Source organism: Solibacillus sp. CAU 1738, from assembly GCF_039888725.1.
GTDB lineage: Bacteria > Bacillota > Bacilli > Bacillales_A > Planococcaceae > Metasolibacillus.
Window position 1 is genome coordinate 446821 of the sequence record NZ_JBDQQN010000001.1, and the last position, 23839, is coordinate 470659.

Sequence of the window (23839 nt, forward strand, 5' to 3'; positions counted from 1 at the left end):
TGATGTCAGATAATATGTCAGAATTGCAAGTTGATAATCCAAATGAAGCTGTAATGCTGCTCGGGATGTCAGATGCGAATATTAAATTAATTGAAGAAACATTTGAAGTACAAGTTATTACTCGAGGCGAACTCATTCAAATTGGTGGTCAAGACCCTACGAAAAAAGAGCAAGCAAAACGTGTATTGCATTCACTTTTGCAAGTTATTCGTAAGGGTATTAATATCGACCAACGTGATGTAGCAACTGCAATTGAAATGTCTCATAAAGGAACGATTGAATATTTTGCTGAGCTTTATGATGAGGAAATCGCACGTAACACGAAAGGAAAGCCGATTCGGGCAAAAACAATCGGGCAACGTGAGTACATAAAGGCGATTCGTCATAAAGACCTAATTTTTGGGATTGGTCCAGCTGGTACTGGTAAAACGTATTTAGCTGTAGTAATGGCAACGCAAGCTTTAAAAAATGGTCATGTAAAACGAATTATTTTAACACGTCCTGCAGTAGAAGCAGGGGAGTCACTAGGGTTTTTACCAGGTGATTTAAAAGAAAAGGTGGATCCGTATTTACGCCCATTATATGATGCTCTCCATGATATTTATGGCCAGGAACAAACGCAACGACTAATTGAGCGCGGTACAATAGAAATTGCACCACTTGCTTATATGCGTGGACGAACATTAGATGATGCATTCGTGATTTTAGATGAAGCACAAAACACAACACATCAACAAATGAAAATGTTTTTAACGCGCTTAGGTTTTGGCTCGAAAATGGTGATTACTGGAGATAAGACACAAATTGACTTACCAAAAAACACAGAGTCAGGTCTCATAATTGCAGAACGTACACTGAAATACGTTAAGGATATTCACTTCCAAATACTAGAGCAAGGTGACGTCGTTAGACATCCACTTGTAGCAAAAGTAATCCAAGCATATTCAGATCAAGAATTGTAGTATAAGGGGGCGTCCGAAAAGTTATTTTGGGGCGCCTCCTTTGCAACGAGGATGGTGCTATTTTGATGTGATCACAGCAGGAACAATGGTTTTTAGTGAATACTTATTACCAAATAGAAAGGCTGTACAGAAAAGATTTCTTTCTGTACAGCCTCTTTAAAATTTTTCGAAAAGTCATTCGTCATAATTGGTCAAAAAATATGATTCTATTTCATGAAATTATATTAATAAATTGGTAAACTAGTAGTAGGAATATATGGAGGTGTATGATGAATAACCAACTGAAAAAATTAATCGAATTAATTAATTTCCGATACTTTTTAATAATTGTCCTCCTCTTAACAGCGATTGTCCAATTTCTCTTTATGGTTGGCAACGTTCGAGGTATTACATATGATATACAATTATTGCAACTTGCACCTGAAACAATTCGCTCAGTAAAAACAATTGAAGATACTGAGAAAACAGAGCAAGAGCGCGACAATGCTGAAAAAGCAGTTGATGAAATATACGTTTTTAATAGTGAAGTAGCAAATCATCGTTCAGCACTTGTAACATCTATCTTTGACATTGCTTTAGATGTTCGAAATGATATAGCTGAAAAAAAAGAAAAAGAAAAAGAAAAAGAAAATGATGAAAGAGATGTTCTACCATTAAAAGTACTACCATCAAAGGAGAAACAAATTGAGCTATTAAGAACAAAACTAAAAGATATACTAAAAACACAATCGGGACTTGTTCTTACTGATGTTCAGCTCGATGCATTACTAACAGCAGATGAAACATCACTACTAAACACCCGTGATAGTTTAGCAAATTTAGTGAAAGTAAACTTAGAAAAGCCTATTCGTAAAGAACAAGTTCCGACCTTAAGAAATGAATTTGAAAGCAAAATTCGTCAGCACCCAGCAATTGCTGAGTCGCTTCTAAACACGTCTATTGCTATTGGGCGCGCCGCAATTGTTGAAACGGAAGTGCTAAATGAAGAAAAAACTGAATTGCGTAAACAGCAAGCACGTGAAGCAGTTGAACCAACTCGTATATTACAAGGGCAAATAATTGTACAAGAAGGCGAGCTCATTAGCCGAGAAGTCTACCGTCAACTAGAGCTTTTAGGTTTATTAAATACAAAATCGTCAATAAAACCAATTATCGGACTTGCTATACTAATTTTATTACAAATGTCCTTTATGTATATTTTATTTGATCGTTCAAAAATGGAGTTGTCAAAACGACGTAGTGCGCTACTCGTAACAACTATTGTTTATACTATTTCAATTACTATTATGAAATTAATGAGTTTAGTAGCAGACAATTTTGATGTTATGATCGCTTATTTATTCCCGTCTGCACTTGCAACTATGCTAGTGCGTCTGCTGGCTAATGACAAGGCGGCATCGGTCGTAACAATTATGACAGCTGCTTCTGCAGGTGTGATTTTCCATAGTGGCTATGCTGCTGTATTACAAATGGATATCGCGCTTTACATTATTTTTGGTGGCTTTGCAACGTTATTTTTCATGCGTAGTATAGAAAAAAGAGCGTATTTATTACACGCTTGCGGTATTTTAACGATCATCAATATTTTATTTATTACATTTTATTTACTCATGTCTCAATCAGGATATGGAATAGCCGAAATTGGCTTCTATATTACGGCAGGCATAGTATCGGCTTTACTTTCAGGGGCATTAACAATGGGCTTATTACCATTCTTTGAATCTGCTTTTGGATTACTATCAACGATGCGTTTAATTGAGTTATCTAATCCAAATCATCCGTTACTGAAAAAGATATTAACGGAAACACCTGGAACGTATCACCATAGTATTATGGTCGCGAACTTAGCTGAAGCCGCTTGTGAAGCTATTGGTGCTGACGGACTTCTTGCGCGTGTAGGATGCTATTATCATGACGTTGGAAAAACAAGAAGGCCAGCATTTTTCATTGAAAACCAAATGTCGGGTATCAATCCTCATGACTCTTTACCGCCTAAATCGAGTGCTGATATTATTATTGCACATACGACAGACGGGGCTGAATTGTTACGTAAACATAAAATGCCGCAAGAAATTATCGATATTGCACTACAACACCACGGGACAAGTTTATTGAAATTCTTCTTATACAAAGCGAAAGAAGAGGGGAATAATATAGATGAGTCGGCTTTTCGCTATCCAGGTCCAAAGCCACAATCGAAAGTAGCAGCCGTCATAAGTATTGCGGATAGTGTGGAAGCAGCTACGCGTTCAATGAAAGAACCAACAGCAGAGAAAATTCAAAAGCTTGTACAGGCAATTATTCAAGATCGAGTGCAAGATGATCAATTTGATGAATGTGATATTTCATTGAAAGAATTAAAAGTTATTGAAAATGTATTATGTGAAACGCTCAATGGGACGTTCCATTCTCGTATTGAATACCCGAAATGAGCATAGGAGGTTTTTGTATGTTATTAAATATTGATTTTTTAGATGAAACAAATGAAGTACAAGAAGGGCATATTGAGCTTGTAGAAAAGCTACTACAACACGCCGCAAAAGTAGAGAATATAGAAGAAGGAAGCGAAGTATCAATTACATTCGTTACAAACGAAGCAATTCATGAAATTAACCGTGAATATCGTGATAAAGATCAACCAACAGATGTTATTTCCTTTGCACTTGAAGAATTAGGCGAGGGAGAAGTTCAAATCATAGGAGAAGGCATTCCACGAGTATTAGGCGATATTATCATTTCTACAGACCGTACAAAAGAGCAGGCAGAAGAATACGGTCATTCTTTTGAAAGAGAGCTAGGCTTTTTAGCAGTACACGGATTTCTACATTTATTAGGATATGATCATATGAATGAAGCAGATGAAAAGGAAATGTTCGGCAAGCAGGATGTTATATTAGCATCATTTGGCTTAGATCGTGATGACAATGGACGTTCGTAAATTTTTTCGTTCTTTTAATTTTGCAATGCAAGGAATTTTTACTGCTGCAAAAGAACAAAATTTCCGTTTTCATTTTCTAAGTGCGGTCATCGTCATTATTGCAGGATTATTGACAGGGCTTACTATAATGGAATGGCTCATACTTATTATAGTCATATCACTTGTGATTGGAGCTGAGATGATGAACACAGCTATTGAGCGTGTAGTCGACTTAGCATCACCAGAAATTCATCCACTTGCCAAAGACGCAAAAGACATTGCAGCAGGTGCGGTACTTGTATTTGCCGTAAGCAGTGTTATAATCGGATTACTCATTTTTATTCCGAAGTGGTTTTAAAAGGAAGTATATTGAAAAGGAGGTTCATGTAATGGATAAAAATTCATTATTAGAACAATCGAAAATCGCACGACAAAAGGCATATGTACCTTACTCAAAGTTCCCTGTTGGTGCAGCACTTTTAGCAGAAGACGGAACAGTGTATCATGGATGTAACATTGAGAATGCAGGGTATAGTATGACTAATTGTGCAGAGCGTACGGCATTTTTTAAAGCAGTATCAGAAGGTGTCACGAAATTTAAGGCTATTGCAGTCGTAGCAGATACTGATAAACCTTGCGCGCCATGTGGGGCATGTCGCCAAGTAATGAGCGAATTTTGCTCGCCGGATATGCCGGTTTATTTAACAAATTTAAAAGGTGATGTACAGGAAACAACAGTTGGTGAGTTGTTGCCGGGTGCATTCACACCGGGGGATTTAGAATATGCAGCAAGTAAGTAATGGTTTTAAATCGGGATTTATCTCGATTATTGGTCGACCAAATGTAGGAAAGTCGACGTTTTTAAACCGTGTTATCGGACAAAAAATTGCGATTATGTCCGATAAGCCGCAAACAACACGGAATAAAGTCCAAGGTGTTTTAACACAAGATAACTCACAAATGATTTTCATCGATACACCGGGTATTCATAAACCAAAACATAAATTAGGTGAGTTCATGCTTAAAGTGTCGAAAAACACTTTGCGTGAAGTCGATGTCATTATGTTTATGGTGAATGCTGAGCAAAAAATCGGTAAGGGCGATGAGTTTATTATTGAGATGCTTGAAGGCAATAAAACGCCAGTCTTTTTAGTCATTAATAAAATTGACCAAGTGCACCCTGATGAATTAATCGGAATTATCGAGTCTTATAAAGATAAATTTGAGTTCGCGGAAATTATTCCGATTTCAGCATTACAAGGCAATAATGTTGAAAACTTACTCGCTACAATTGATAAGTACTTACCAGAAGGACCACAATATTATCCGGCAGATCAAGTAACGGATCACCCGGAACGCTTTATTATTTCAGAGTTAATTCGTGAAAAGGTATTACATTTAACGCGTGAGGAAATTCCTCATTCAATTGCTGTTGTTATTGATAAAATTAAACGCGATGAAGAACGCGAAGATATGATTCGTGTACAAGCAACAATTATGGTTGAGCGCGATTCACAAAAAGGTATTGTAATAGGTAAACGCGGTGCACTACTTAAAGAAGTAGGTACGCTTGCCCGTAAAGATATCGAAATGCTACTCGGCTCAAAAGTATATTTAGAGCTATGGGTAAAAGTGCAAAAGGACTGGCGCAATAAATCTACACATTTACGCGATTTCGGTTTCCGTGAAGACGAATACTAAATCAAAAGTCCACTAATCTAAGGTAGCTACATTCATGTAGCTGCCTTTTTTTAAAGATAAGAATGTATAGGCTTTTGGAATTAACAGTATGTAGAAGCATTTGTGCCACATTGTTGATGGCACTGCTGTATTCTCTCGGCGCTTGTCACAAAAAAATTAGCGTTAAAATGCTTTACTTAAAGAATAAAAAAGTCTTAACTTTAGGATTTGAAAGATTGTCTAGGGAATCGCGCCAGTTGCTCGAGGTCGCTTCGAAAAGGTGTCTGCGCGTGGCAAACACGTTAGTAGCCTATCTCCAGCGCTTGTCGCAGCTAAACGCGCGCGAATCCGCTTTTCTTGTGTATAATAGATTCATATTAGCCAAAAAGGATGTGCCTTTATGCTTCATAAATGGGAAGGCATTGTGTTAAAAGCGCGTGCTTACGGAGAATCGAATAAAATTGTGACCCTTTTGACACGAGAGGCAGGCAAAGTAGCAGTTATGGCGCGCGGTGCAAAAAAGCCGACAAGTCGATTAGCAGGTGTTACGCAGCCATTTATGTACGGTTCCTATTTAGTGCAACGAACGAGTGGCATGGGGACATTGCAGCAAGGCGAGCATTTTAATGCAATGCGGACGGTGCAAACAGATATTATGGCAACTGCCTATGCGAGCTATATTGTTGAGTTAGTCGATCGTTTAGTTGAGGAAGGAGAGCCACAACCGTTTGCATTTGAAGTATTGCAACAAGCGCTCACTGCAATTGATGAAGGGTATGACCCAGAAGCAATTGCATTATTTGTTGATTGGAAGATGCTACCGTTTACGGGTGTTCAACCAGTTTTGCATGGTTGTACTAGCTGTGGGGCAGCGGAAGGCGAATTTGCATTTTCATTTTCACAAGGTGGATTTTTATGTCATCGCTGTTTCCATCATGATGCCTATATAATACGTTTATCGCCAACACAGCTTAAACTTATTCGGATGTTTTATATGATGCCGATTGATCAAGTCGGCAAGCTAGACTTAAAGCAGCAAACGAAAAGCTTTATTAAAAAAATAGTGACAACAATATATGAGGAACAAACTGGCCTCCGATTAAAATCTAGGTCATTTATTGAGCAATTGGAAAGAACACCAGAAATGCTACCAAAAAAAGTAAATACTGAAGAATAGCAAATCTCCTTATTAGTGTGAACTAATAGGGAGATTTTTTATATTAAAATAACAAATTAAGCTAAGCCTCTCCTAAACTCGATGTTCAATAATTGTCTAATAAGCAATTAAATTCTCTAATAAACTTAAATTCTGTAAAAAAAATTGTATAAAAATGTTTAAAATAGTTTGACAATTAAAAATGCCACGCGTAAAATTACACATATACAATATCGATTACCGCAATTGCGTAAAAGGGGGATGGGGAAATGAAAATTCCGACAGTGCAGTTTACGGAAGAACAAGAAAAATTCCGAATAGAAGTAAGAACATTTTTACAAAGCCATATGAACCAAGGACCATTTAAAGCGAAATGTGATTCATGGTTAAGTGGCTGTGATCCGTCATTTTCAAAATTAATTGCTGAACAAGGCTGGATTGGTATGACATGGCCAAAAGAGTATGGTGGAGCAGAACGCAGTACAATTGACCGATATATTTTAACCGAGGAATTTTTAGCAGCTGGAGCACCAGTTGCCGCACATTGGTTTGCAGATCGTCAAACAGGTCCGCTATTGCTACGTTTTGGTACAGAAGAACAAAGACAATTTTTCTTACCTAAAATCACGAAAGGCGAGTGCTTCTTTGGCATCGGTTTGAGTGAACCAAATAGTGGATCTGATTTAGCATCAGTTAGTACACGTGCTGAGAAAGTTGATGGAGGCTGGGTTGTGAATGGGGCGAAGACATGGACGAGTAACGCACATGATGCACATTACATGGTCACACTTGTACGCACAGAGCCGTTCGATGGTGAGAAAAAACATAAAGGTTTAAGCCAGCTTATTATTGATCTCCACGCAGAAGGGGTATCAATTACACCAATAAAATACTTAACAGGTGAACGTCATTTCAATGATGTGTTTTTCGAAAATGTCTTTGTACCAGATAGTATGGTAGTCGGTACATTAGGCAATGGCTGGGCACAAGGATTAGCAGAGCTTGCCTTTGAACGTAGTGGCCCAGAGCGTATTTTAAGTACCTTCCCGTTATTAAATGAATTAGTTGCAGAGCTGAAAGAAGGCGGTGATGTAGCGGGGTTAGCTGAAGCATCTAAGCTTATTGCAGAAATGTGGAGCTTACGTAATTTATCAATTGGTGTGGCAAAAGTACTGGAAGAAGGCGGAGAAGTAGCCATTCCAGCCGCACTCGTTAAAAGTATTGGTACAAAATTCGAACAAAAAATACCTGAAGTCGCACGGCTACTTGTGCAAACCTTCCCACGACTAGATGCGGAACGGAAGCTAGACCGATACATGGCTGAATCGATTTTACATTCTCCAGGTTTTACAATTCGTGGCGGTACATCAGAAGTGTTATACGGAATTGTAGCGAAAGGGGTTGTCGCTGGATGAGTGAAATGAAGGAAATGATTTTTGAAGTAGTTGAAAAGATGTTTAAAAATCATGTTGAAAAGGAAACGGTCGATTTACTAGAAGACGGCAAGTGGGTATCAGATGTATGGGGGATTTTACAAGACAATGAAATGTTAAATGTTGCAGTAGCTGAACAGTATGGCGGTGCAGGCGGCGATTTGGATGATTTATTTTCACTGTATAAACTAGTTGGAAAATATGCAGTACCTGTTCCGTTTGTTGAGCACACATTAGCAAACGTCATACTAGAAAAAGTAGGTTTAACACCGTCAACAAATAAAATTACAGTACTAATTGATGAAATGCAAACGCTAACATTACAAGCCGATTCAGTAAGTGGTGAGCTTTATAATGTTCCTTGGGCAAGGCATGTACAAGAGCTTGTTACGCTAGCGAAAAATGGCCAAGGATTACACATTGTCAAGCTATCGTTTGCGCGTACTAGTAGTATTACACCGCAAAGTAATCTAGCAGCAGAACCGCGAGATAAGGTAGTGTTCGAGCAAGTGCAAGTATTAGAGCAGGCCGTAATAGATGTTCAGCAACTTACACAAATTTTAAAGCTTTTAACAGCAGCTACTGTTGCAACAATGGCTGGAGCAATTGACAAAGCATACGAATTAACAATTCGTTATTCAAAAGAACGCGAACAATTTGGACGTCCAATTCATCGCTTCCAACTCGTACAGCAGCATATTGCCGTATTGGCGGGAGAAGCAGTATTAACGGATGCATCGGTTGATAATATGATAACTGCATTGGCTGAAGGTCGCGAGCAAAACGAAGTTGCATTTGCGCGTTTGCGTATTGATGAATCAAGTAAAATCGTTGCGACTTCTGCTCATCAAGTACATGCGGCAATTGGCGTTACACATGAACATAGCTTGCACCAATATACGAGACGACTTTGGGCATGGCGTGATGAAGGCTATACATCGCTTTACTGGAAAAAACAAATGGCACAAACGTTGTTACAGTCAGACATGGATTTATGGACGTTAATGACACAACCAAAACAGATGTACGAAACACAAATTGGAGGGATTTAAATGGCAGATTTACTTTTCGACATAAAGGACGGAATTGCGACGATTACATTAAATCGACCTGATAGTATGAATGCATTTAGTGAAGAAATGATGCTGAACTGGATTCAAGCACTTGAAACAGTCCGGGATTCAGATGAAATTCGCGCCGTTATTGTGAAAGGCAATGGCAAATGCTTTTGTGCCGGCGGAGATATTAAAGCAATGGCAGCAGGCAAAGGATTTTTTGAAAGTACTGAAGATGTTACGTCTACAGGCTTAGCTAGGAAGAATTCGTTATGGAAGCGCGTGCAGCGTGTACCATTATTACTAGAGGAAATTGATAAACCAGTCATCGCACAAGTTCATGGATTTGCATTTGGCGCAGGACTCGATATGGCCTTAATGTGCGATATTCGTATTGTTGCAGAATCTACTAAGTTCTCAGAAAGTTATATAAATGTAGGCATTGTACCAGGGGACGGAGCTGCTTACTTTTTACCGAAGCTAGTAGGCATCGACAAGGCACTAGATATGCTATGGACTGCACGCGTATTAAATGCAGTAGAAGCAAAGGAAGCAGGTTTAGTAACATTTGTTGTGCCAGATGAGGAGCTAGAGCAGTTCACATTGGACTATGCGAAAAAACTTGCGAGTGGTCCAGCTACAACAATCCAGTTGATTAAACGAGCAGTTTACCAAAGTCAAACGATGTCTTTACGCTCATCACTTGATTATATATCCTCCAAAATGGGACTCGTAACAGAATTACCAGATTTCAAAGAAGGTGTGCAAGCTGTCGTAGAAAAGAGAAAACCGAACTTTAAGTAGGGGGAATTAGAATGTCTAAACGTCGAATTCAATTTGTTTCACTAATTGCCGTATTAGTATTTGTTTTAGTAGGTTGCACTAAAAATGAAGCAGAAGAAAACTTGATTTTTACTACAGGGACAACGACGGGGGTATTTTATTCCCTTGGCGCAGTTTTATCTACAATTTGGGGAAATGAACTTGATCAGCGCGTTACTTCTCAAGCGTCAAATGGAAGTGTTGAAAACTTAAAGTTAATGCAAAAAGGGGAAGCGAATATTGGGTTTACAACAGTAAATATTGCCTATGAAGCGTATAATGGTGAAAATTCTTTTAATGAAAAAGCATATAGTGACGTTCGTATTTTAGGTAACCTATATCCGAATGTTAGCCATTTTGTAACATTAAATAATGGAAAAGTAAATTCAATTGAAGATATTGCGGGTAAGTCATTTGTATACGGAGCTGCAGGTAGTGCAACTGAAATCGAGTCTAACTTAGTATTAGACGCTCATGGTGTTGATAAAAGTACTGTAAAAGCAAACTATGTAGGCTTTACTGAAGCAGTAGATTTAATTCGTAATGGCCAAGTCGATGTAGTAAACATTTATTCAGGTGTTCCATCTGCTGCAACAACGGAGTTAATTACTACATTTGATTCAAAAGTGCTGAATTTTTCTGATGAAGCGATTGAAAAGATGACTAAACAATACCCATGGAATTTTAAATATGAAATTAAGGCAAACACATACGATAAGCAAACAGAACCAATTATTACAGTAGGACAATATAGCGCTATCGTAGTTGATGCAGGCCTATCTGACGAAACTGTGTATGAATTAACGAAAATATTATGGGAAAGTTTAGAAGAAATAGAACAAGGTCATTCGATTGCAAGCCAATTCGATCCAGCAGTAGCGGTTGAAGGTACGGCGGGTATTCCTATTCATCCAGGTGCCGAGAAATATTATAAAGAAAAAGGTTTCTTAAAATAATTTGTTTTTTAGATATTTGTAGGGGGTGTGTCCATGGGAAATGAAGGATTAACAAATAATCATATTAACGAATTATTGGAATTAGATGATGAAAAAGCGAATATAAGATCCTATATTGGTCCAATCCTAAAAGTGATAACAATATTGTCGCTAATATGGTTTATTTTCCAACTATATATGAACAGTATTGGAGTTATGGATGCTATTAAACTACGAGGATGGCATTTAGGATTTCTATTAGTATTCAGCTTTATTTATTATCCTGCGACGAAGAAAAGTATAGGAAAACGCAAACTACCCACTTTTGCAGATTTAGTATGTATATTAGGTTCAATCATCGTAATTAGCTATTTTTTAATTACTTATGATTCTTTCGTTCGTGAACGTAGTGGCCAAAATACATTTATGGATTTAATTATCGGTGGAGTTGCCATTGCATTATTACTAGAAGCAAGCCGTCGTGTAGTAGGAAGTGGATTAACAATAATTGCTGGATTTTTTTTAGCTTATAATTTCTTTGGGGCCTATATTCCAGGGATACTTGGGCATTACGGATTCAGTATAGAGCGTGTAATCAATATTATGTTTTGGGGTGGGCAAGGAATTTTTGGAACTGCTTTAGGTGTATCATCTACTTATATTTTCATTTTCGTACTATTTGGTGCATTTTTGAAAAATAGCGGATTCTCAGATTTTATTAATGATTTAGCGTTAACAATTGCAGGGCGTACAGCAGGTGGGCCAGCAAAAGTGGCCGTATTTGCTAGTGCTTTAATGGGGACGGTAAGTGGCAGTGCTGTGAGTAACGTCGTGACAACTGGTACTGTGACAATTCCGATGATGAAAAAAGCTGGATATTCACCTCGCTTTGCAGGTGCTGTTGAAGCTGTAGCATCTACGGGAGGATTAATTGCCCCACCAGTAATGGGTGCTGCCGCTTTTATCATGGCAGAATATTTAGGAGTATCCTATTCCATTGTTTTGTTAGCAGCTATTATTCCCGCTGTTTTATATTATTTAACACTTTTTATGATTGTGCATTTTGAAGCAAAGAAAATGGGGTTGTCTGGTATTTCAAAAGAGAATATCCCTGACGCGAAAAAGGTTTTAAAGGAAGGCGGACATTTATTTATCCCATTAGCCGTTCTTTTAGGACTATTATTTACAGGCTACTCACCGTTATATGCAGCTATTTTTGCATTATTAATTACACCAATTGCAGCTGGTCTTCGAAAAAGTACACGGATGAGTTTACAATTAATAATGACTTCAGTAGTGGAAGGTGTACGAGGTGTAGTTAATGTAGGGATTGCCTGTGCAGTAGTTGGAATTGTAATCGCTACAATTAGTTTAACGAGTGTCGGTTTAATCGTTGGTAATAATGTTATTGGATTAGCTGGAGATAATGTATTAATCGCGGCTATTTTAACGGCTGTCATTAGTATTGTACTAGGCATGGGCGTACCAGCTACAGCAGCATATATTATTGTTGTAACAATTTCTGTACCGATTTTAACTAAATTAGGCGTTGAACCGATTGCGGCACATATGTTTGCCTTCTATTTTGCTGCTTTATCAAGTATTACACCTCCAGTAGCACTTGCTTCCTATGCAGCAGCGGGTATTGCAGGTGAATCTGCAAATAAAGTATCGTTTGAATCTATACGCATTGGGATTATCGGATTCATCGTACCTTTCTTCTTTATCTTTAATCCTCATTTGTTGTTAACAGGTGGAACAATATTTGAGTATATTTTTGCAGCATTTACGGCTATTGTTGGTGGTGTTGCAATCGCAGCCGGCGTTAAAGGTTATTTTGTACGTGAAACAACAATATTAGAGCGTCTACTTTTCGTTATAGGTGGGGCTATTTTAATAGATACAACTTTCGTTTACAATATTTTTGCTTTTGTTTTACTAGGAGTCGCATTAACAATGCAATTTGTAATTAAGAAAAATATAAAAGTATCGAATAAAGACAGTATATTGAATTTAGGTGATAAGTAATGTTACAACCACTAAACGGGATTCGAATTTTAGATTTATCGCGAGTTTATGCAGCACCAGCTGGATCAATGCTACTTGCTGATTTAGGAGCTGAAGTTATTCGAGTAGAACATCCGCAAGGTTCTGATAGTATGCGTGATTGGGGACCATATATCAATGATCAAAGCACGTATTATGTTTGTGCAAACCGTAATAAAAAATCTATGTTATTGAATTTGAAAAGCGCCGAGGACCGCAAACTGTTTTTACAGCTTGTGGAAACAGCAGATGTTGTATTGGAAAATTTCAAAACGAATGATATGAAAAAAATGGGACTTGGCTATGAGGAATTACGTCGTGTTAACCCGCGTATAATTCATTGTGCTGTGACAGGTTTTGGGCAAACAGGTACGCTTGCTGAAGAGCCAGGCTTTGACCCCGTTGTGCAGGCGATGAGCGGATTAATGTCTGTCACTGGTGCAAAAGGCGGTGAGGCTACGAAAGTCGGAATTCCGATTGCCGATATTTTAACTTCTCACTATGTTGTCATTGGTATATTATCTGCACTGCGTATGCGTGATCTAACAAACGAAGGGCAATTTATAGATCTTTCATTGCTGGACGTACAAATTAGTAGTTTAGCAAATGTGGCAAGCAGTTATTTGAATGCTGGCGCAATAACTGAACGACTTGGTAATAGCCATAATAATGTCGCACCATATCAAGTATTTGAGTGTGCGGACGGTCCACTCATGATATGTGTTGGTACGAATGGACAGTTTGACAAGTTTTGTACAATGATTGATCGCAAGGAGTGGGTTCATGACGACCGATTTAAAACGAACACATTACGCAAGGAAAATGAAAAGGAGCTCATTGCTTACATTTCAGAAATTATGTTACAAAAAACACGTGATGAGTGGCTTGAGCAATTACGTGCACATAAAATTCCAGGTGGTCGAGTGAATACTATTGAAGAAGCGCTTAGTCAGCAACAGGCAATGGATAGAGACATGATTGGAGAAATTGAGCATCCAAGCTACGGTTCTATGAAATTCGTAAAAAATCCACTAAGGTTCTCTGGATTGAACATTCAATACAATAAAGCCGCACCGCTTCTTGGTGAACATACAGAGGAAGTGTTAAGTAGTTTAAATATATAATATATGATAAAATATTCCTATAGAACTTGCTATTTCTTAATATAATTCAAGAAATGTTAATAGGTAAGGTGATGGAATGGATCAGGAAAACTTCCAAAAAAATTATACGATGCAATCTGTCCATAAGGCGATTCAAGTATTGCGTGCTTTTAGTAAAGAAGAGCCAAGGCTGTCTTTAACAGAGCTACATAAAAAAACTGGCATTGGCATTTCAAGCTTGCAGCGCTTTGTATCGACATTAGTATATGAAGGCTTTTTGCATAAAGACGAGCGCACGAAGCAATATCAACTAGGGATGTCACTATTATATTTAGGGCGACTTGTAGAACAAGAATCGAGCTTACTAACTGTATCAAAGTCGATTTTACAAAAAATAAATGAAGAAACTGGCGAAAGTGTTTGTCTTAATATAATTGACGGTGATGAACGTCGCTGCTTGCTTAATTTTGAAAGTACGCATGCACTAAGTACAAAGTTTTATGTAGGAGATACTGCACCACTTTATGCAGGGGCATCATCGAAAAGTTTGCTTGCCTTTTTACCTGAAGCGGAACTTGATGCTTATTTTGAAAGAGTTCAGTTAACTAGTATTACTGATAAAACAATTCGGGATAAAGCGACTTTACAAAGCGATTTACAAACGATTCGTGAACGAGGCTATGCAATTAGTTTCGGTGAACGTGTTGTAGGAGCATATTCTGTCAGTGCACCTATCCTTACTCCAATAGGACGCCCTGTAGCATCTGTTACGATTATTTTGCCGTCAATTCGTTGCGCCGATTACCAGGAGCATCTTCTTATTGACTATGTAATGGATGCCAAAAAACAAATTGAAAAACAACTATAGTAGAAACGCACATGTAAAAAAATTGCATGGTGCGTTTTTCTATATGTATCATTCGAAATTTTATTACAAAATTATTAATATTCGTGTAAAATTTTATATATGTATTAAAGAAAGTTCAATTATCGATATGTTATAAACTATAAATCTGCCTGCACGAAAATTACTGAATAGATTGACAAAATGGAGGAGAAGGAATGAACAGTATTACATTTGAACATATACATAAATTAGGACACATCATTACCGAAAATGAAGAGTTTCAGCAATATCATTTTCCAGAGATGTTGAGCCGCTATAGCAGCAATTTTATAGAATTTAAAAAAATGCCGACATTAGCGCAATTTCAAGAAAGGGAACATACATTACGTGATTTTCATAAACAACATGGGCAGCAACATATAAAATTCAGCTTCCCAGTAAATGAAATGATTTCGGACGACATTAAAGTATATTTGACCGCAGCAAACTATGATATTGGGTTTTTAGAGCTATATGCTATCAGTCCAAGCGAATTTCCAACTACGAAAAATTCAACAATTGATGTGCAGCTTGTGACAAATGATAATATAGATGCATTTTTACAATTGCAATACGATGCCGATTTGAAATATGGTGAAACATTCGCAAAAGAGAAACAAGCTATACTACATCATCAATTTCTTGATGGGAGTAAACATCAAATCATAGCCTACTATGCCGGCATTCCAGTTGGATCTGTTGAGATTATTGAACAATCTGAAACGGCAGAAATCGATAATTTATTTGTAGTAGAAGCGTTTCAGCGAAAAGGCGTAGGTAGTCAAATTCAGCAATTTGTAATGGAAAAGTTTCAAAATAAAACGGTTATTTTAGTAGCAGATGGCGAAGATACGGCAAGAGAAATGTATCAAAAGCAAAATTATGTGTATTTAGGATTTCAGTATGAAGTGTTAAAAGTTGAGGAGTAAAGCAGTTGCTATATACAATAAGAAGCGAGATATTAGACGATTGGCTAATACCTCGCTGGACTATATCGATTTTGCTACGCCTTTTTTACCCTTCCATTTTAATTATTGCATTAAGTATTTTTACGTAATCAGTAGGCTTTTGCGTCGATATACACTTAGTGCGATACCAACGATAAAAGAGCTCAAGATAGTCGGCATTAAACCGTGACTAATAAAGGGTAATGAAATGGATGTAATCGGTACTAGACCAAACGTCATGCCGATATTATATAAAAATTGCGTGCCGAAAATTGTAATTCCACCGGTTATGAGTTGCTTTCCAAAAGGATCTCGGATTGATCGTGAAATTCCAACCATTCTAAAAATACAAAGTGTCAACACTATGAGTAACACAGCTCCGATGAAATAGCCGTAATATTGTATGAGACTAGCAAATACTAGATCCGTATGCGCATCTGGAAGTTGCAGCGGCTCATTTGTTCCAAACCAACTAGCGTTTGCTAAAACTTTTTGCAATTGTAAATAGAGATAGCCTGCACCGTCCGCATATTTTTCCGGTGTAAAATAAGCGAATAATCGGTTCAATTGATATTCTTTTATCGGTCCGTAAATGACTGAACCGATTACAAATACACAGAGTGTAAAAGTGGTGATGCCTGCACCGATTGTTGTCCACATTTTTTCTTTACGAGAAAACTGACTTTGCCAAAACATAACGAATACCATCACAGTATACAAAAATAGTGTTGGAAGGGTAGACTGAATTGCAAATAGCAAAAAGGAAAAGCAAAAAAGGACGACGAATTGCCAAAACTTAAATCTTTTTTGACTAAAAAATGAAGCCCATGCAATAAAAAAGAGTGGCACAGCCATTAGCGCCTCTATTTTGATCGGTCCCACTATATATAATACTGGTTGCCCGTTTACGGGTGTATGAGAGAATTGAAGTAGAAATAGTAATAGTACACCAGCACCATATAACACATAGCTGTATTTTTGTAATTTGCCAAAATCAAAAAACATAATAGTTAGCAAAATGCCAACACTTAAAGCAATATAAATTACTTTATTTGTAAATAAAATAGATGTGTCCAAATAGCTTGTTGGATCCAAAGCAAGGAGTGGCAGAATACTCATGATGAATATAGCCACAACTATTCCAATGAGCAGCCAATCGATTTTCGGTTTATGTACTTTGTTTAATGAAAGACCGAGAGAAACAGGGCTGCCCATATCATTTATTGCGTGTTCTTGTGCTTCAATTGGAGACATCCCCTTATTCACATTAGCGTTTACTGCATGATTTATATGTTGTTTCAGTTCAACCTCGACAAATTGCCTTGCTTCTTTTGACCGTATGTGACTTGAGACAACTTGTATGAATTGTTCTATGCGACTCGTCATCTAAAGTCCTCCCTAAGTTTACTGAAAGGAATTTGTTTTTTGCTATGAGTCTTTTTCTCGTTTTGTAGCACTTTGAATCCTTTTTCCATTAGCTGATAATATTTATTCCCATCCAGTGTCCAGCGCCCTTGAATAGTTTGAGACAGCTCAAGCTCATGTAAAAGGGTATAAACTTGACCTTCATTGTTTGCAATGTGTTTCATACCCCTTGCATGAAGAAGTTGTGTTAGTTCATAACCGGTTTTTTCTTCCTTCAGTAATTGCAAAATAGAAAGTTTCACATTTTCCTCTTCTGATTGTAGCTGTTCGATTTTTTTATGAACAAGCTGGCGATGAGCATCTGAAAATTGAAGATTTTTGAAAGTCGTTTTTTCTATTGATTTGCGGAGATTCTTTAGTCGGTCATCCATTGTTGTCCCTCCAGCGATTTTTTTAATAATTGTTTCCCTTTGCGAAGTCTTGTTTTAACTGTGTTTTGATTGGCACCAATAATTGCTCCAATATCTTTAATTGGCTGTTCTTCAAAGTAAAACAAATAGATGACTTCTCGGTATTTCACGGGCAAATTAATTACCGTATCTGCTAGTTGTTCATCTTCCTCTCGCTGAATAACCGTTTGCTCAACGTTTATAGCGGCTGCATTTAAACTGATTGTGTCATAATCAGTAGTAGTTACTTTTCTCCTATACCAGCTTTTTAAATAATCTTTACTATGATTAATCGCAATGCGCCAAAGCCAAGTTTTAATGGACGATTGTTCTTTGTAGCTAGTAAGTGATTGATAGCACTTTACAAAAATTTCTTGTGTTAAATCTTCAGCAATTGTTTCGTTATGTACATATGTATAAACTAAGCGCAAAATATCTTGTCCGTATGTATGCATGAGCTCATCAAGGATTGCTACTTTGTCACAAGTAGCATCTAGCTGTATCGTTAATTCCTCCAACTGTATCCCTCCTTTACATACATTAGACGAGGCTGAATATGGAAAAGTTTTCTTGTGTATAATAGAAATATTTTTTTGTTTGAATACATGGTACATTTTGGTATTGTGAATGTATTGGAAAGTTTTGAAGAATAGTATAGTTTCTTATTAGTGCACCTAATTTTAATGATCTGATGAGCTTTTCTGTAATAAACTTTATATGAATGTATTAGAGCGTTAAACCGAATGATAAAAACGAACAGAAACTATAAAGTAGCAGAATAGGGGGATTTTTTAATGAAGTTACGACTAGCAAAAAAAGAGGATATAAGGGAATTAGTACAAATGAGATGGGATTTTACTTTGGAGGATTACCCTAATACTTTTAACGAACAGGACTATGTAGGCTTTTCAGAAGAATGCACTGCTTTCTTACAACAAGCGATTGATGGTGAAAGTTGGTACATTTGGGTTGCTGAAATAAACGAACAAATCGTTTCTCACATTTACATCGAGCTAATACAAAAAGTACCAAGACCTGGTAGAATAACTTATCCATTCGCTTATATGACCAATGTATATACAAAAGAAATGTATAGAGGAAAAGGAATTGGCTCTCAACTTCTTTCCAAAATAAATCAATGGGTGAAGGACAACAATTATGAATTTGTTATCGTTTGGCCGAGTGAAGAAGGTGTTGAATTTTATAAAAGAAATGGCTATGTAAATTGTAAAGAAGCGTTAGAGTATTTTCCTACTTAATACTCTATAAGAAATAGAAATATAATCCGGACAGCTAGTAAAGCATCGAAGAGCGAGTAAAAGCCTACTGAAAGCAAGTAAATGGCATGGGAGAGCGAGTAAACCCATTGGGATAGCGAGTAAAGCAGTGAAGAGCGAGTAAAAGCCTACTGAAAGCGAGTAAATCGCATTCAAGAGCGAGTAAATCCATTGGGACAGCGAATAAAGCAGCGAAGAGCGAGTAAAATTCATCTGAAAGGGAGTAAATCGCATTCAAGAGCAAGTAAAACCATTGGGACAGCGAGTAAAGCAGTGAAGAGCGAGTAAAAGCCTTCCGAAAGCGAGTAAACCACATGCAGGAGCGAGTAAAACCATTGAGACAGCGAGAAAAAACGTCCCGACAACCTGAATTTGTTCAATTACATTTTCCAGAAGTAAATGAAATCGTTTTAGCCGTTAATATTGGAAATCTGGCCGCACAAGGATTATATGAAAGATGTGGGTTTGTTGATAAAGGGGTTAGAACGATGGGGTCAAAAGGTGAACTAATTGTCATGAGCTATGAGTTATAGGGTTATGTTGATTTTTTTAGTATCTATTTTTTCGTGAAACAGGTGTTGCAAGAGCTAGTTCTATTAGGAGAACTAGCTCTGATACTCTTTCTATTATTATTCCGGTCGCTCAATCTCAAATAAATCCCCAATTTTCGCATAGCTATTGCCAGCTAAACGGCTAACTGCAGCAAGCTCTAGTGCATCAATTTTTCCTTCATTGTAGATGGCATCGTCTATAAAATAATGCTTCACGCGGCCAATGATAAAATCGCACCCAGCTTGTTCTTCTGTACCACCTAGTACAATCATTTGCTCAAGCTCGCATTCGAAACGTACTTTTGCTTCTACAACGCCTGGTACATTAACTTTTGTACTGTCAATCAGTGTAAATTGTGCGCGGTCAATTTCACTTTCATCTGGCGGTAAATTTGCAGCAGTTTCATTCACTTTTGCGACATTTTGTTCATTGACGATATGTACAACAAATTGTTTGTTCGCCGCGATATTACGGGCAGTATCTTTCATTACACCGCTTTTTCGTTGCACAGAAACTGAAATCATAGGAGGATTCGAAGAAACGATATTAAAAAAGCTAAACGGTGCGCCATTAACAACACCATCATCTGAGATGGATGTAACAAAAGCAATTGGCCTTGGAATAATCGATCCTGTTAGCAACTTATAATTTTCTCTTTCTGTAAGGTCTTGTGGGTTTATATTCATATAGCAATTCTCCTTTTACTGCGTTAGCTCATGTAATACTGGTAGAATATCCTCTTTTAGAGCCGCAAAAAATAATTGTTTATTTGAAGCATCCAGTATTTGCACGGTTGTCATTAATTGATTATAGCAGTATATTACTACTTCTGATTGAAAACGCAGTCGATGATTAAAATGCTCGCGTTCTTCTTCCAAACTAAGTGCTACATAGCTATCCACAATTATTTGCAATTGATTATATTGCTTAAGGGCATTGTCGTTGGCAATTTTATGAAAGCGACCAATTGCACAATCAACATTTCTCTCCTTGTAATGAAAATCCTTTGCTTCTTGTAGTTTTTGTAGTTTTACATTTGCCGAATACAAAATATGATGCGTAGCACTTGCATCAGGTAGTTCAGCTCTCAATAAAAATGTTACAATCGTTTTTAATTTCTCATATAAGTCGAGCTGTACCGCTATCTTCTTAGTTTGAAAAAACATACATACCCCTCCAATAAGTTCCCCTTAAAACAAGTATACTGAATGGGTATTTTAGAATCATCAATTAAAGTTAAATTTTGTATAAAAAAATTGGAGACGAGACATAGGTCCTTTCCTCATTCTATATGGAGTATTTACAATAGAAGTATAGCGAGGGTAAGGTGAAAGAAATAAAGAGTTTATCTAAGAGGGGATATTTAAGAGTGAGAAAAGTGGCATTGTCATTGCAGATGCCTTGAAATTAATGAAAAAAGCACAACAAAATATATTTGAAATGCAATAGGGAGGTAGTTATATGGAAATTTACATTTTTGATTTTGATGGATGCGCGGTTACTTGGGGCAGTCATGCAAAAGATAAGCTAGCGCAGGAACATCCGACATATATTATTGACGAAGTGTCGATGTTATTGAAGTTAGGCGATGAAAATGTTTGAATTGAAGTGCAATGCCACTAAAGTGGTTATTGTGTTGCATGAAATATATGGTGTGAACGATCATATTAAATCGTACGCAAATTTTTTTGCGGGCATGGGTTACGTTGTTGTCTGTCCAAATTTACTACAAGATGGATTAGTATTTTCTTATGAAAATGAACAACAAGCGTATGACAATTTTATGGAGTATGTCGGTTTTAAAGAGGCAGCTTCGCAAATAAAAACACTTATAAATGAGCTGCAACTTCAATATAGCGAAATAATTATTGTCGGGTTTAGCATCGGTGCAACGATTGCATGGCTTTGTAGTGAGGAAGCGGGTATTCAACAAATAATTGGTTATTACGGCTCGCGAATTCGCAACTATTTAGAAATTGAACCACAATGCCCAGTAACTTTGTTTTACGGTAAATCAGAAAAATCATTTGATGTTGCGAATGTAATCGAATGCTTACATAATAAAGAAGTACAAGCATTTGTGTTTGATGGTGAGCACGGCTTTGCTGATGCACACTCGGCGAAATACAATGCTCTATCAAGTGACGAAACTTTCAATCATGTACGAAGGATTTTATATAGATAATTTAATATAAAGGGATAATGGCCTAGCAGAATTAATTCTGTTTGGCCGTTTTTTTTTTAATTCACTGTATCTTCTCGCGATTTTATGATTACGGGGTTCATTTTTATAATTAGACATTAACAACAATGTAATTATAGATAATTTAGATTTATCCTATAATTCTCGCAACAAATATTTGAATTTTTTTTGTCAAATTATTTCCGTTCATAATATTGACACATTCTAAGTATAGAGTTATTGTTGTTACATAAAGTAACCGAGGTATTAAAAGTTACCAAATTTATGGAGATTATTTTGTTTTAAGTAGAATAATTGATCACATTAAATTGATCAGCATGCATGCTCTTTTATTATCGGTATTCTACTAATTTATCATCTTTTAAAATATAACAATATTGCTATTTTGCTAAACAAAGTAGTATTCAATTATGAATCGAGGACAACATCATGAGTCAGTCAAAGAAAAAAATCCACTATGCTTGGTGGGTATTATTAGGATTAGTTGTAATGGTCGGAGCTGCTAAAGGTGGCATTATGACGACTGGTGGATTATTTTTAACATCAGTAACTGAAGATTTAGGTATTGGAATGGGAAGTTTAACATTGTACTTTAGTATATCATCAATTGTTACAATGATTTCTTTACCAATCGCAGGTAAGATGGTGACAAAATATAATATTAGAGTACTTTTAGTAGTAGCAGTTATTTTAGAAGCAGGTTCTTTTGCTATGTTTGGGTTCATGAACTCTGTTTGGGGTTGGTACTTATTTGCTATTCCAATGGCGATGGGTTCTGTAATAGTTACTCAATTGGCAGGTCCCGTACTGATTAATAATTGGTTTAAAAAACACAAAGGCTTGGCATTAGGTATTATGGTAGGCGCTGGTGGTTTAATTGGGGCTTTTCTACAACCGGTTGCAGGAAATTTAATTGCTAATGAAGGTTGGCGAAATACGTATTTTATTTTAGGTATTGGGGTAATGGCGGTCGTTATTCCGGTCGTAATATTAACGATAAGATTTGCTCCACAACATAAAGGTTTACAGCCGTATGGTATAGATGAAGTTGAACAAAATGAAGAAATTCCAGTTCAAAAAAGTACAAATAGCGGTGTCGCTTTTGGAATAGCAAAAAAATCGAGTGCATTTTTCTTTTTACTAATATTCTTCTTCTTTGATACATCAATAGGTGCATTTAACCAACATGCTGCGCCATTTGCAGTGAGTTTGGGCTATGATATTAAGTTTGCAGGGAATGCAATGGGCGCTTGGTCAGTAGGTGTTGTAATAGGTGCACTATTTTTCGGTTTCCTTAGTGATAAAATTGGAGTGAAAAATACAGCGATTGCCGCAATGCTAATGGGGTTAGTACCAGTGGCAATTTTGTTAACTGTTCCCGAAAATCCAATGATGTTTACATTGGCTACTGGTTTATATGGATTCGTTGTTTCATCTCTTGGAACATTAGGGCCTCTTTTAACATCAGCTCTATTTGGTAATAAAGAGTTTAGCAGAATTTATGGACTTGCTATAACAGGATTAGCAGTTGCAGGTATTGTTGCGTTACCTGGATACGGATTTATTTTTGAAATAACAGGTAGTTACACTTATGTGTTATACGCGATTTTTGGTATGTTTATTTTGAATGTAGGAGCTATTATTTTTGCATTTAAAGGTAAAAAGAAACTAGAAAAAGCAGGATTGTGGAATTAATTTCGAAATTAAATATGGATTATATATACTTTTAGAAAGTATTAAGTACATATTTATTTCTCTCTGTGCGGAAGAGTTAAGTGCGATCAGCTTAGGTGTTTTAATTATCACAGAGTAATAGGGTGTCTAGAAAGTTAATCACTTTCTAGATACCTTTTTTCTATACATAACTAACGAATTCAATGGATCTCTTTGATTTTTTTACTTAATAATTCAATTTGGAAGAACGAGCACTTGATTGGCAATTGGAAGCGACTCCTATTTGTACTAAGCGCTATTATGTGACAAGTAGTTCAATTATAAACCAAAATTATATAGAGAAAATTTCGACCTAACAGAAATCAAACTGTTAGGTC

25 protein-coding genes are annotated in these 23839 nt (G+C 36.8%); 20 read left to right on the forward strand and 5 right to left on the reverse strand.

The annotated features are described in order from the left end of the window. Positions 1–2: 2 nt before the first annotated feature. The 15 genes from AAFN87_RS02190 (at position 3) to AAFN87_RS02260 (ending at position 15924) form a co-directional block, all read left to right on the forward strand. Positions 3–962, forward strand: coding sequence for a PhoH family protein (locus tag AAFN87_RS02190; RefSeq protein WP_347789349.1), 960 nt, complete (start codon positions 3–5; stop codon positions 960–962). Positions 963–1231: 269 nt separating this feature from the next. Continuing rightward, positions 1232–3394 carry an HD family phosphohydrolase gene (locus AAFN87_RS02195; RefSeq protein WP_347789350.1) on the forward strand — a complete coding sequence of 721 codons (2163 nt, stop codon included), beginning with the start codon at positions 1232–1234 and terminating at the stop codon, positions 3392–3394. A 17-nt stretch (positions 3395–3411) separates the two neighbouring features. Continuing rightward, complete coding sequence (gene ybeY, locus AAFN87_RS02200; RefSeq protein ID WP_347789351.1) at positions 3412–3900, forward strand: rRNA maturation RNase YbeY; 489 nt, start codon at positions 3412–3414, stop codon at positions 3898–3900. Continuing rightward, positions 3887–4237: a diacylglycerol kinase family protein gene (locus AAFN87_RS02205; RefSeq protein ID WP_347789352.1), complete on the forward strand. Its 351-nt coding sequence runs from the start codon at positions 3887–3889 to the stop codon at positions 4235–4237. The genes ybeY and AAFN87_RS02205 overlap by 14 nt, the downstream gene beginning before the upstream one ends. A gap of 31 nt (positions 4238–4268) precedes the next feature. Next, complete coding sequence (locus AAFN87_RS02210) at positions 4269–4679, forward strand: cytidine deaminase (protein WP_481886430.1); 411 nt, start codon at positions 4269–4271, stop codon at positions 4677–4679. Further along, the gene (gene era / locus AAFN87_RS02215) at positions 4663–5580 is read left to right on the forward strand and encodes a GTPase Era (protein WP_347789353.1); all 918 of its coding nucleotides are present in this window, start codon (positions 4663–4665) and stop codon (positions 5578–5580) included. The genes AAFN87_RS02210 and era overlap by 17 nt, the downstream gene beginning before the upstream one ends. Before the next feature lie 379 nt (positions 5581–5959). After that, on the forward strand, positions 5960–6736 hold the full coding sequence (gene recO, locus AAFN87_RS02220; protein WP_347789354.1) for a DNA repair protein RecO: 777 nt from the start codon (positions 5960–5962) through the stop codon (positions 6734–6736). 248 nt (positions 6737–6984) lie between these two features. Continuing rightward, positions 6985–8130 carry an acyl-CoA dehydrogenase family protein gene (locus AAFN87_RS02225; RefSeq protein WP_347789355.1) on the forward strand — a complete coding sequence of 382 codons (1146 nt, stop codon included), beginning with the start codon at positions 6985–6987 and terminating at the stop codon, positions 8128–8130. Beyond that, positions 8127–9200, forward strand: a complete 1074-nt coding sequence (locus AAFN87_RS02230; protein ID WP_347789356.1) for an acyl-CoA dehydrogenase family protein — start codon at positions 8127–8129, stop codon at positions 9198–9200. Before AAFN87_RS02225 ends, AAFN87_RS02230 begins: the two co-directional genes overlap by 4 nt. Then, complete coding sequence (locus AAFN87_RS02235; protein WP_347789357.1) at positions 9201–10007, forward strand: enoyl-CoA hydratase/isomerase family protein; 807 nt, start codon at positions 9201–9203, stop codon at positions 10005–10007. An 11-nt stretch (positions 10008–10018) separates the two neighbouring features. Further along, positions 10019–10981, forward strand: a complete 963-nt coding sequence (locus AAFN87_RS02240) for a TAXI family TRAP transporter solute-binding subunit (RefSeq protein ID WP_347789358.1) — start codon at positions 10019–10021, stop codon at positions 10979–10981. Between the two features lie 33 nt (positions 10982–11014). Then, positions 11015–12988: a TRAP transporter permease gene (locus AAFN87_RS02245; protein WP_347789359.1), complete on the forward strand. Its 1974-nt coding sequence runs from the start codon at positions 11015–11017 to the stop codon at positions 12986–12988. Then, positions 12988–14130, forward strand: a complete 1143-nt coding sequence (locus tag AAFN87_RS02250; protein ID WP_347789360.1) for a CaiB/BaiF CoA transferase family protein — start codon at positions 12988–12990, stop codon at positions 14128–14130. The genes AAFN87_RS02245 and AAFN87_RS02250 overlap by 1 nt, the downstream gene beginning before the upstream one ends. Positions 14131–14206: 76 nt before the next feature. Beyond that, on the forward strand, positions 14207–14977 hold the full coding sequence (locus AAFN87_RS02255; RefSeq protein WP_347789361.1) for an IclR family transcriptional regulator: 771 nt from the start codon (positions 14207–14209) through the stop codon (positions 14975–14977). A 194-nt stretch (positions 14978–15171) separates the two neighbouring features. Continuing rightward, the gene (locus AAFN87_RS02260; RefSeq protein ID WP_347789362.1) at positions 15172–15924 is read left to right on the forward strand and encodes a GNAT family N-acetyltransferase; all 753 of its coding nucleotides are present in this window, start codon (positions 15172–15174) and stop codon (positions 15922–15924) included. A 120-nt stretch (positions 15925–16044) separates the two neighbouring features. Here the strand turns inward: AAFN87_RS02260 and AAFN87_RS02265 are convergent, their stop codons facing one another. The 3 genes from AAFN87_RS02265 to AAFN87_RS02275 are packed head-to-tail and all read right to left on the reverse strand — an operon-like array spanning position 16045 to position 18274. Continuing rightward, positions 16045–17328 carry an FtsW/RodA/SpoVE family cell cycle protein gene (locus tag AAFN87_RS02265; protein WP_347789363.1) on the reverse strand — a complete coding sequence of 428 codons (1284 nt, stop codon included), beginning with the start codon at positions 17326–17328 and terminating at the stop codon, positions 16045–16047. Continuing rightward, positions 17325–17738: a PadR family transcriptional regulator gene (locus AAFN87_RS02270; protein WP_347789364.1), complete on the reverse strand. Its 414-nt coding sequence runs from the start codon at positions 17736–17738 to the stop codon at positions 17325–17327. The genes AAFN87_RS02265 and AAFN87_RS02270 overlap by 4 nt, the downstream gene beginning before the upstream one ends. Next, a complete protein-coding gene (locus AAFN87_RS02275) occupies positions 17723–18274 on the reverse strand; it encodes a sigma-70 family RNA polymerase sigma factor (protein ID WP_347789365.1) in 552 nt (183 codons plus the stop codon). Before AAFN87_RS02275 ends, AAFN87_RS02270 begins: the two co-directional genes overlap by 16 nt. A gap of 276 nt (positions 18275–18550) precedes the next feature. Here AAFN87_RS02275 and AAFN87_RS02280 point away from each other — a divergent pair, with 276 nt between their 5' ends. Then, positions 18551–19015 (forward strand): GNAT family N-acetyltransferase, encoded by a 465-nt coding sequence (locus AAFN87_RS02280; RefSeq protein ID WP_347789366.1) that lies wholly within the window; start codon positions 18551–18553, stop codon positions 19013–19015. Positions 19016–19368: 353 nt separating this feature from the next. Beyond that, positions 19369–19566: an N-acetyltransferase gene (locus tag AAFN87_RS02285; protein WP_481886431.1), complete on the forward strand. Its 198-nt coding sequence runs from the start codon at positions 19369–19371 to the stop codon at positions 19564–19566. A gap of 96 nt (positions 19567–19662) precedes the next feature. On the opposite strand, the gene AAFN87_RS02290 is transcribed toward AAFN87_RS02285, so the two are convergent. Next, entirely contained in the window at positions 19663–20271 is a 609-nt protein-coding gene (locus tag AAFN87_RS02290; protein WP_347789367.1) for a flavin reductase family protein, read from the reverse strand. Positions 20272–20286: 15 nt separating this feature from the next. Further along, on the reverse strand, positions 20287–20751 hold the full coding sequence (locus tag AAFN87_RS02295) for a hypothetical protein (protein ID WP_347789368.1): 465 nt from the start codon (positions 20749–20751) through the stop codon (positions 20287–20289). A gap of 295 nt (positions 20752–21046) precedes the next feature. Between AAFN87_RS02295 and AAFN87_RS02300 the strand changes: the two genes are divergently transcribed. The 3 genes from AAFN87_RS02300 (at position 21047) to AAFN87_RS02310 (ending at position 23483) form a co-directional block, all read left to right on the forward strand. Continuing rightward, positions 21047–21187: a hypothetical protein gene (locus tag AAFN87_RS02300; RefSeq protein WP_347789369.1), complete on the forward strand. Its 141-nt coding sequence runs from the start codon at positions 21047–21049 to the stop codon at positions 21185–21187. Beyond that, complete coding sequence (locus AAFN87_RS02305) at positions 21180–21770, forward strand: dienelactone hydrolase family protein (RefSeq protein ID WP_347789370.1); 591 nt, start codon at positions 21180–21182, stop codon at positions 21768–21770. The genes AAFN87_RS02300 and AAFN87_RS02305 overlap by 8 nt, the downstream gene beginning before the upstream one ends. 447 nt (positions 21771–22217) lie before the next feature. Beyond that, positions 22218–23483 (forward strand): MFS transporter, encoded by a 1266-nt coding sequence (locus AAFN87_RS02310; RefSeq protein ID WP_347789371.1) that lies wholly within the window; start codon positions 22218–22220, stop codon positions 23481–23483. Positions 23484–23839 lie beyond the last annotated feature (356 nt).

What these genes read in the sequence shown, in the direction of transcription:
- recO (WP_347789354.1), top strand. Translation starts at nt 5,960, where the DNA reads ATGCTTCATAAATGGGAAGGCATTGTGTTAAAAGCGCGTGCTTACGGA.
- AAFN87_RS02280 (WP_347789366.1), top strand. Translation starts at nt 18,551, where the DNA reads ATGAAGTTACGACTAGCAAAAAAAGAGGATATAAGGGAATTAGTACAA.
- AAFN87_RS02260 (WP_347789362.1), top strand. Translation starts at nt 15,172, where the DNA reads ATGAACAGTATTACATTTGAACATATACATAAATTAGGACACATCATT.
- AAFN87_RS02300 (WP_347789369.1), top strand. Translation starts at nt 21,047, where the DNA reads ATGGAAATTTACATTTTTGATTTTGATGGATGCGCGGTTACTTGGGGC.
- AAFN87_RS02270 (WP_347789364.1), bottom strand. Translation starts at nt 17,738, where the DNA reads ATGGATGACCGACTAAAGAATCTCCGCAAATCAATAGAAAAAACGACT.
- AAFN87_RS02210 (WP_481886430.1), top strand. Translation starts at nt 4,269, where the DNA reads ATGGATAAAAATTCATTATTAGAACAATCGAAAATCGCACGACAAAAG.
- AAFN87_RS02290 (WP_347789367.1), bottom strand. Translation starts at nt 20,271, where the DNA reads ATGAATATAAACCCACAAGACCTTACAGAAAGAGAAAATTATAAGTTG.
- AAFN87_RS02240 (WP_347789358.1), top strand. Translation starts at nt 10,019, where the DNA reads ATGTCTAAACGTCGAATTCAATTTGTTTCACTAATTGCCGTATTAGTA.
- era (WP_347789353.1), top strand. Translation starts at nt 4,663, where the DNA reads ATGCAGCAAGTAAGTAATGGTTTTAAATCGGGATTTATCTCGATTATT.
- AAFN87_RS02195 (WP_347789350.1), top strand. Translation starts at nt 1,232, where the DNA reads ATGAATAACCAACTGAAAAAATTAATCGAATTAATTAATTTCCGATAC.
- AAFN87_RS02245 (WP_347789359.1), top strand. Translation starts at nt 11,015, where the DNA reads ATGGGAAATGAAGGATTAACAAATAATCATATTAACGAATTATTGGAA.
- AAFN87_RS02295 (WP_347789368.1), bottom strand. Translation starts at nt 20,751, where the DNA reads ATGTTTTTTCAAACTAAGAAGATAGCGGTACAGCTCGACTTATATGAG.
- AAFN87_RS02310 (WP_347789371.1), top strand. Translation starts at nt 22,218, where the DNA reads ATGAGTCAGTCAAAGAAAAAAATCCACTATGCTTGGTGGGTATTATTA.
- AAFN87_RS02235 (WP_347789357.1), top strand. Translation starts at nt 9,201, where the DNA reads ATGGCAGATTTACTTTTCGACATAAAGGACGGAATTGCGACGATTACA.
- AAFN87_RS02265 (WP_347789363.1), bottom strand. Translation starts at nt 17,328, where the DNA reads ATGACGAGTCGCATAGAACAATTCATACAAGTTGTCTCAAGTCACATA.
- AAFN87_RS02190 (WP_347789349.1), top strand. Translation starts at nt 3, where the DNA reads ATGTCAGATAATATGTCAGAATTGCAAGTTGATAATCCAAATGAAGCT.
- AAFN87_RS02255 (WP_347789361.1), top strand. Translation starts at nt 14,207, where the DNA reads ATGGATCAGGAAAACTTCCAAAAAAATTATACGATGCAATCTGTCCAT.
- AAFN87_RS02225 (WP_347789355.1), top strand. Translation starts at nt 6,985, where the DNA reads ATGAAAATTCCGACAGTGCAGTTTACGGAAGAACAAGAAAAATTCCGA.
- AAFN87_RS02250 (WP_347789360.1), top strand. Translation starts at nt 12,988, where the DNA reads ATGTTACAACCACTAAACGGGATTCGAATTTTAGATTTATCGCGAGTT.
- AAFN87_RS02205 (WP_347789352.1), top strand. Translation starts at nt 3,887, where the DNA reads ATGGACGTTCGTAAATTTTTTCGTTCTTTTAATTTTGCAATGCAAGGA.
- ybeY (WP_347789351.1), top strand. Translation starts at nt 3,412, where the DNA reads ATGTTATTAAATATTGATTTTTTAGATGAAACAAATGAAGTACAAGAA.
- AAFN87_RS02305 (WP_347789370.1), top strand. Translation starts at nt 21,180, where the DNA reads ATGTTTGAATTGAAGTGCAATGCCACTAAAGTGGTTATTGTGTTGCAT.
- AAFN87_RS02230 (WP_347789356.1), top strand. Translation starts at nt 8,127, where the DNA reads ATGAGTGAAATGAAGGAAATGATTTTTGAAGTAGTTGAAAAGATGTTT.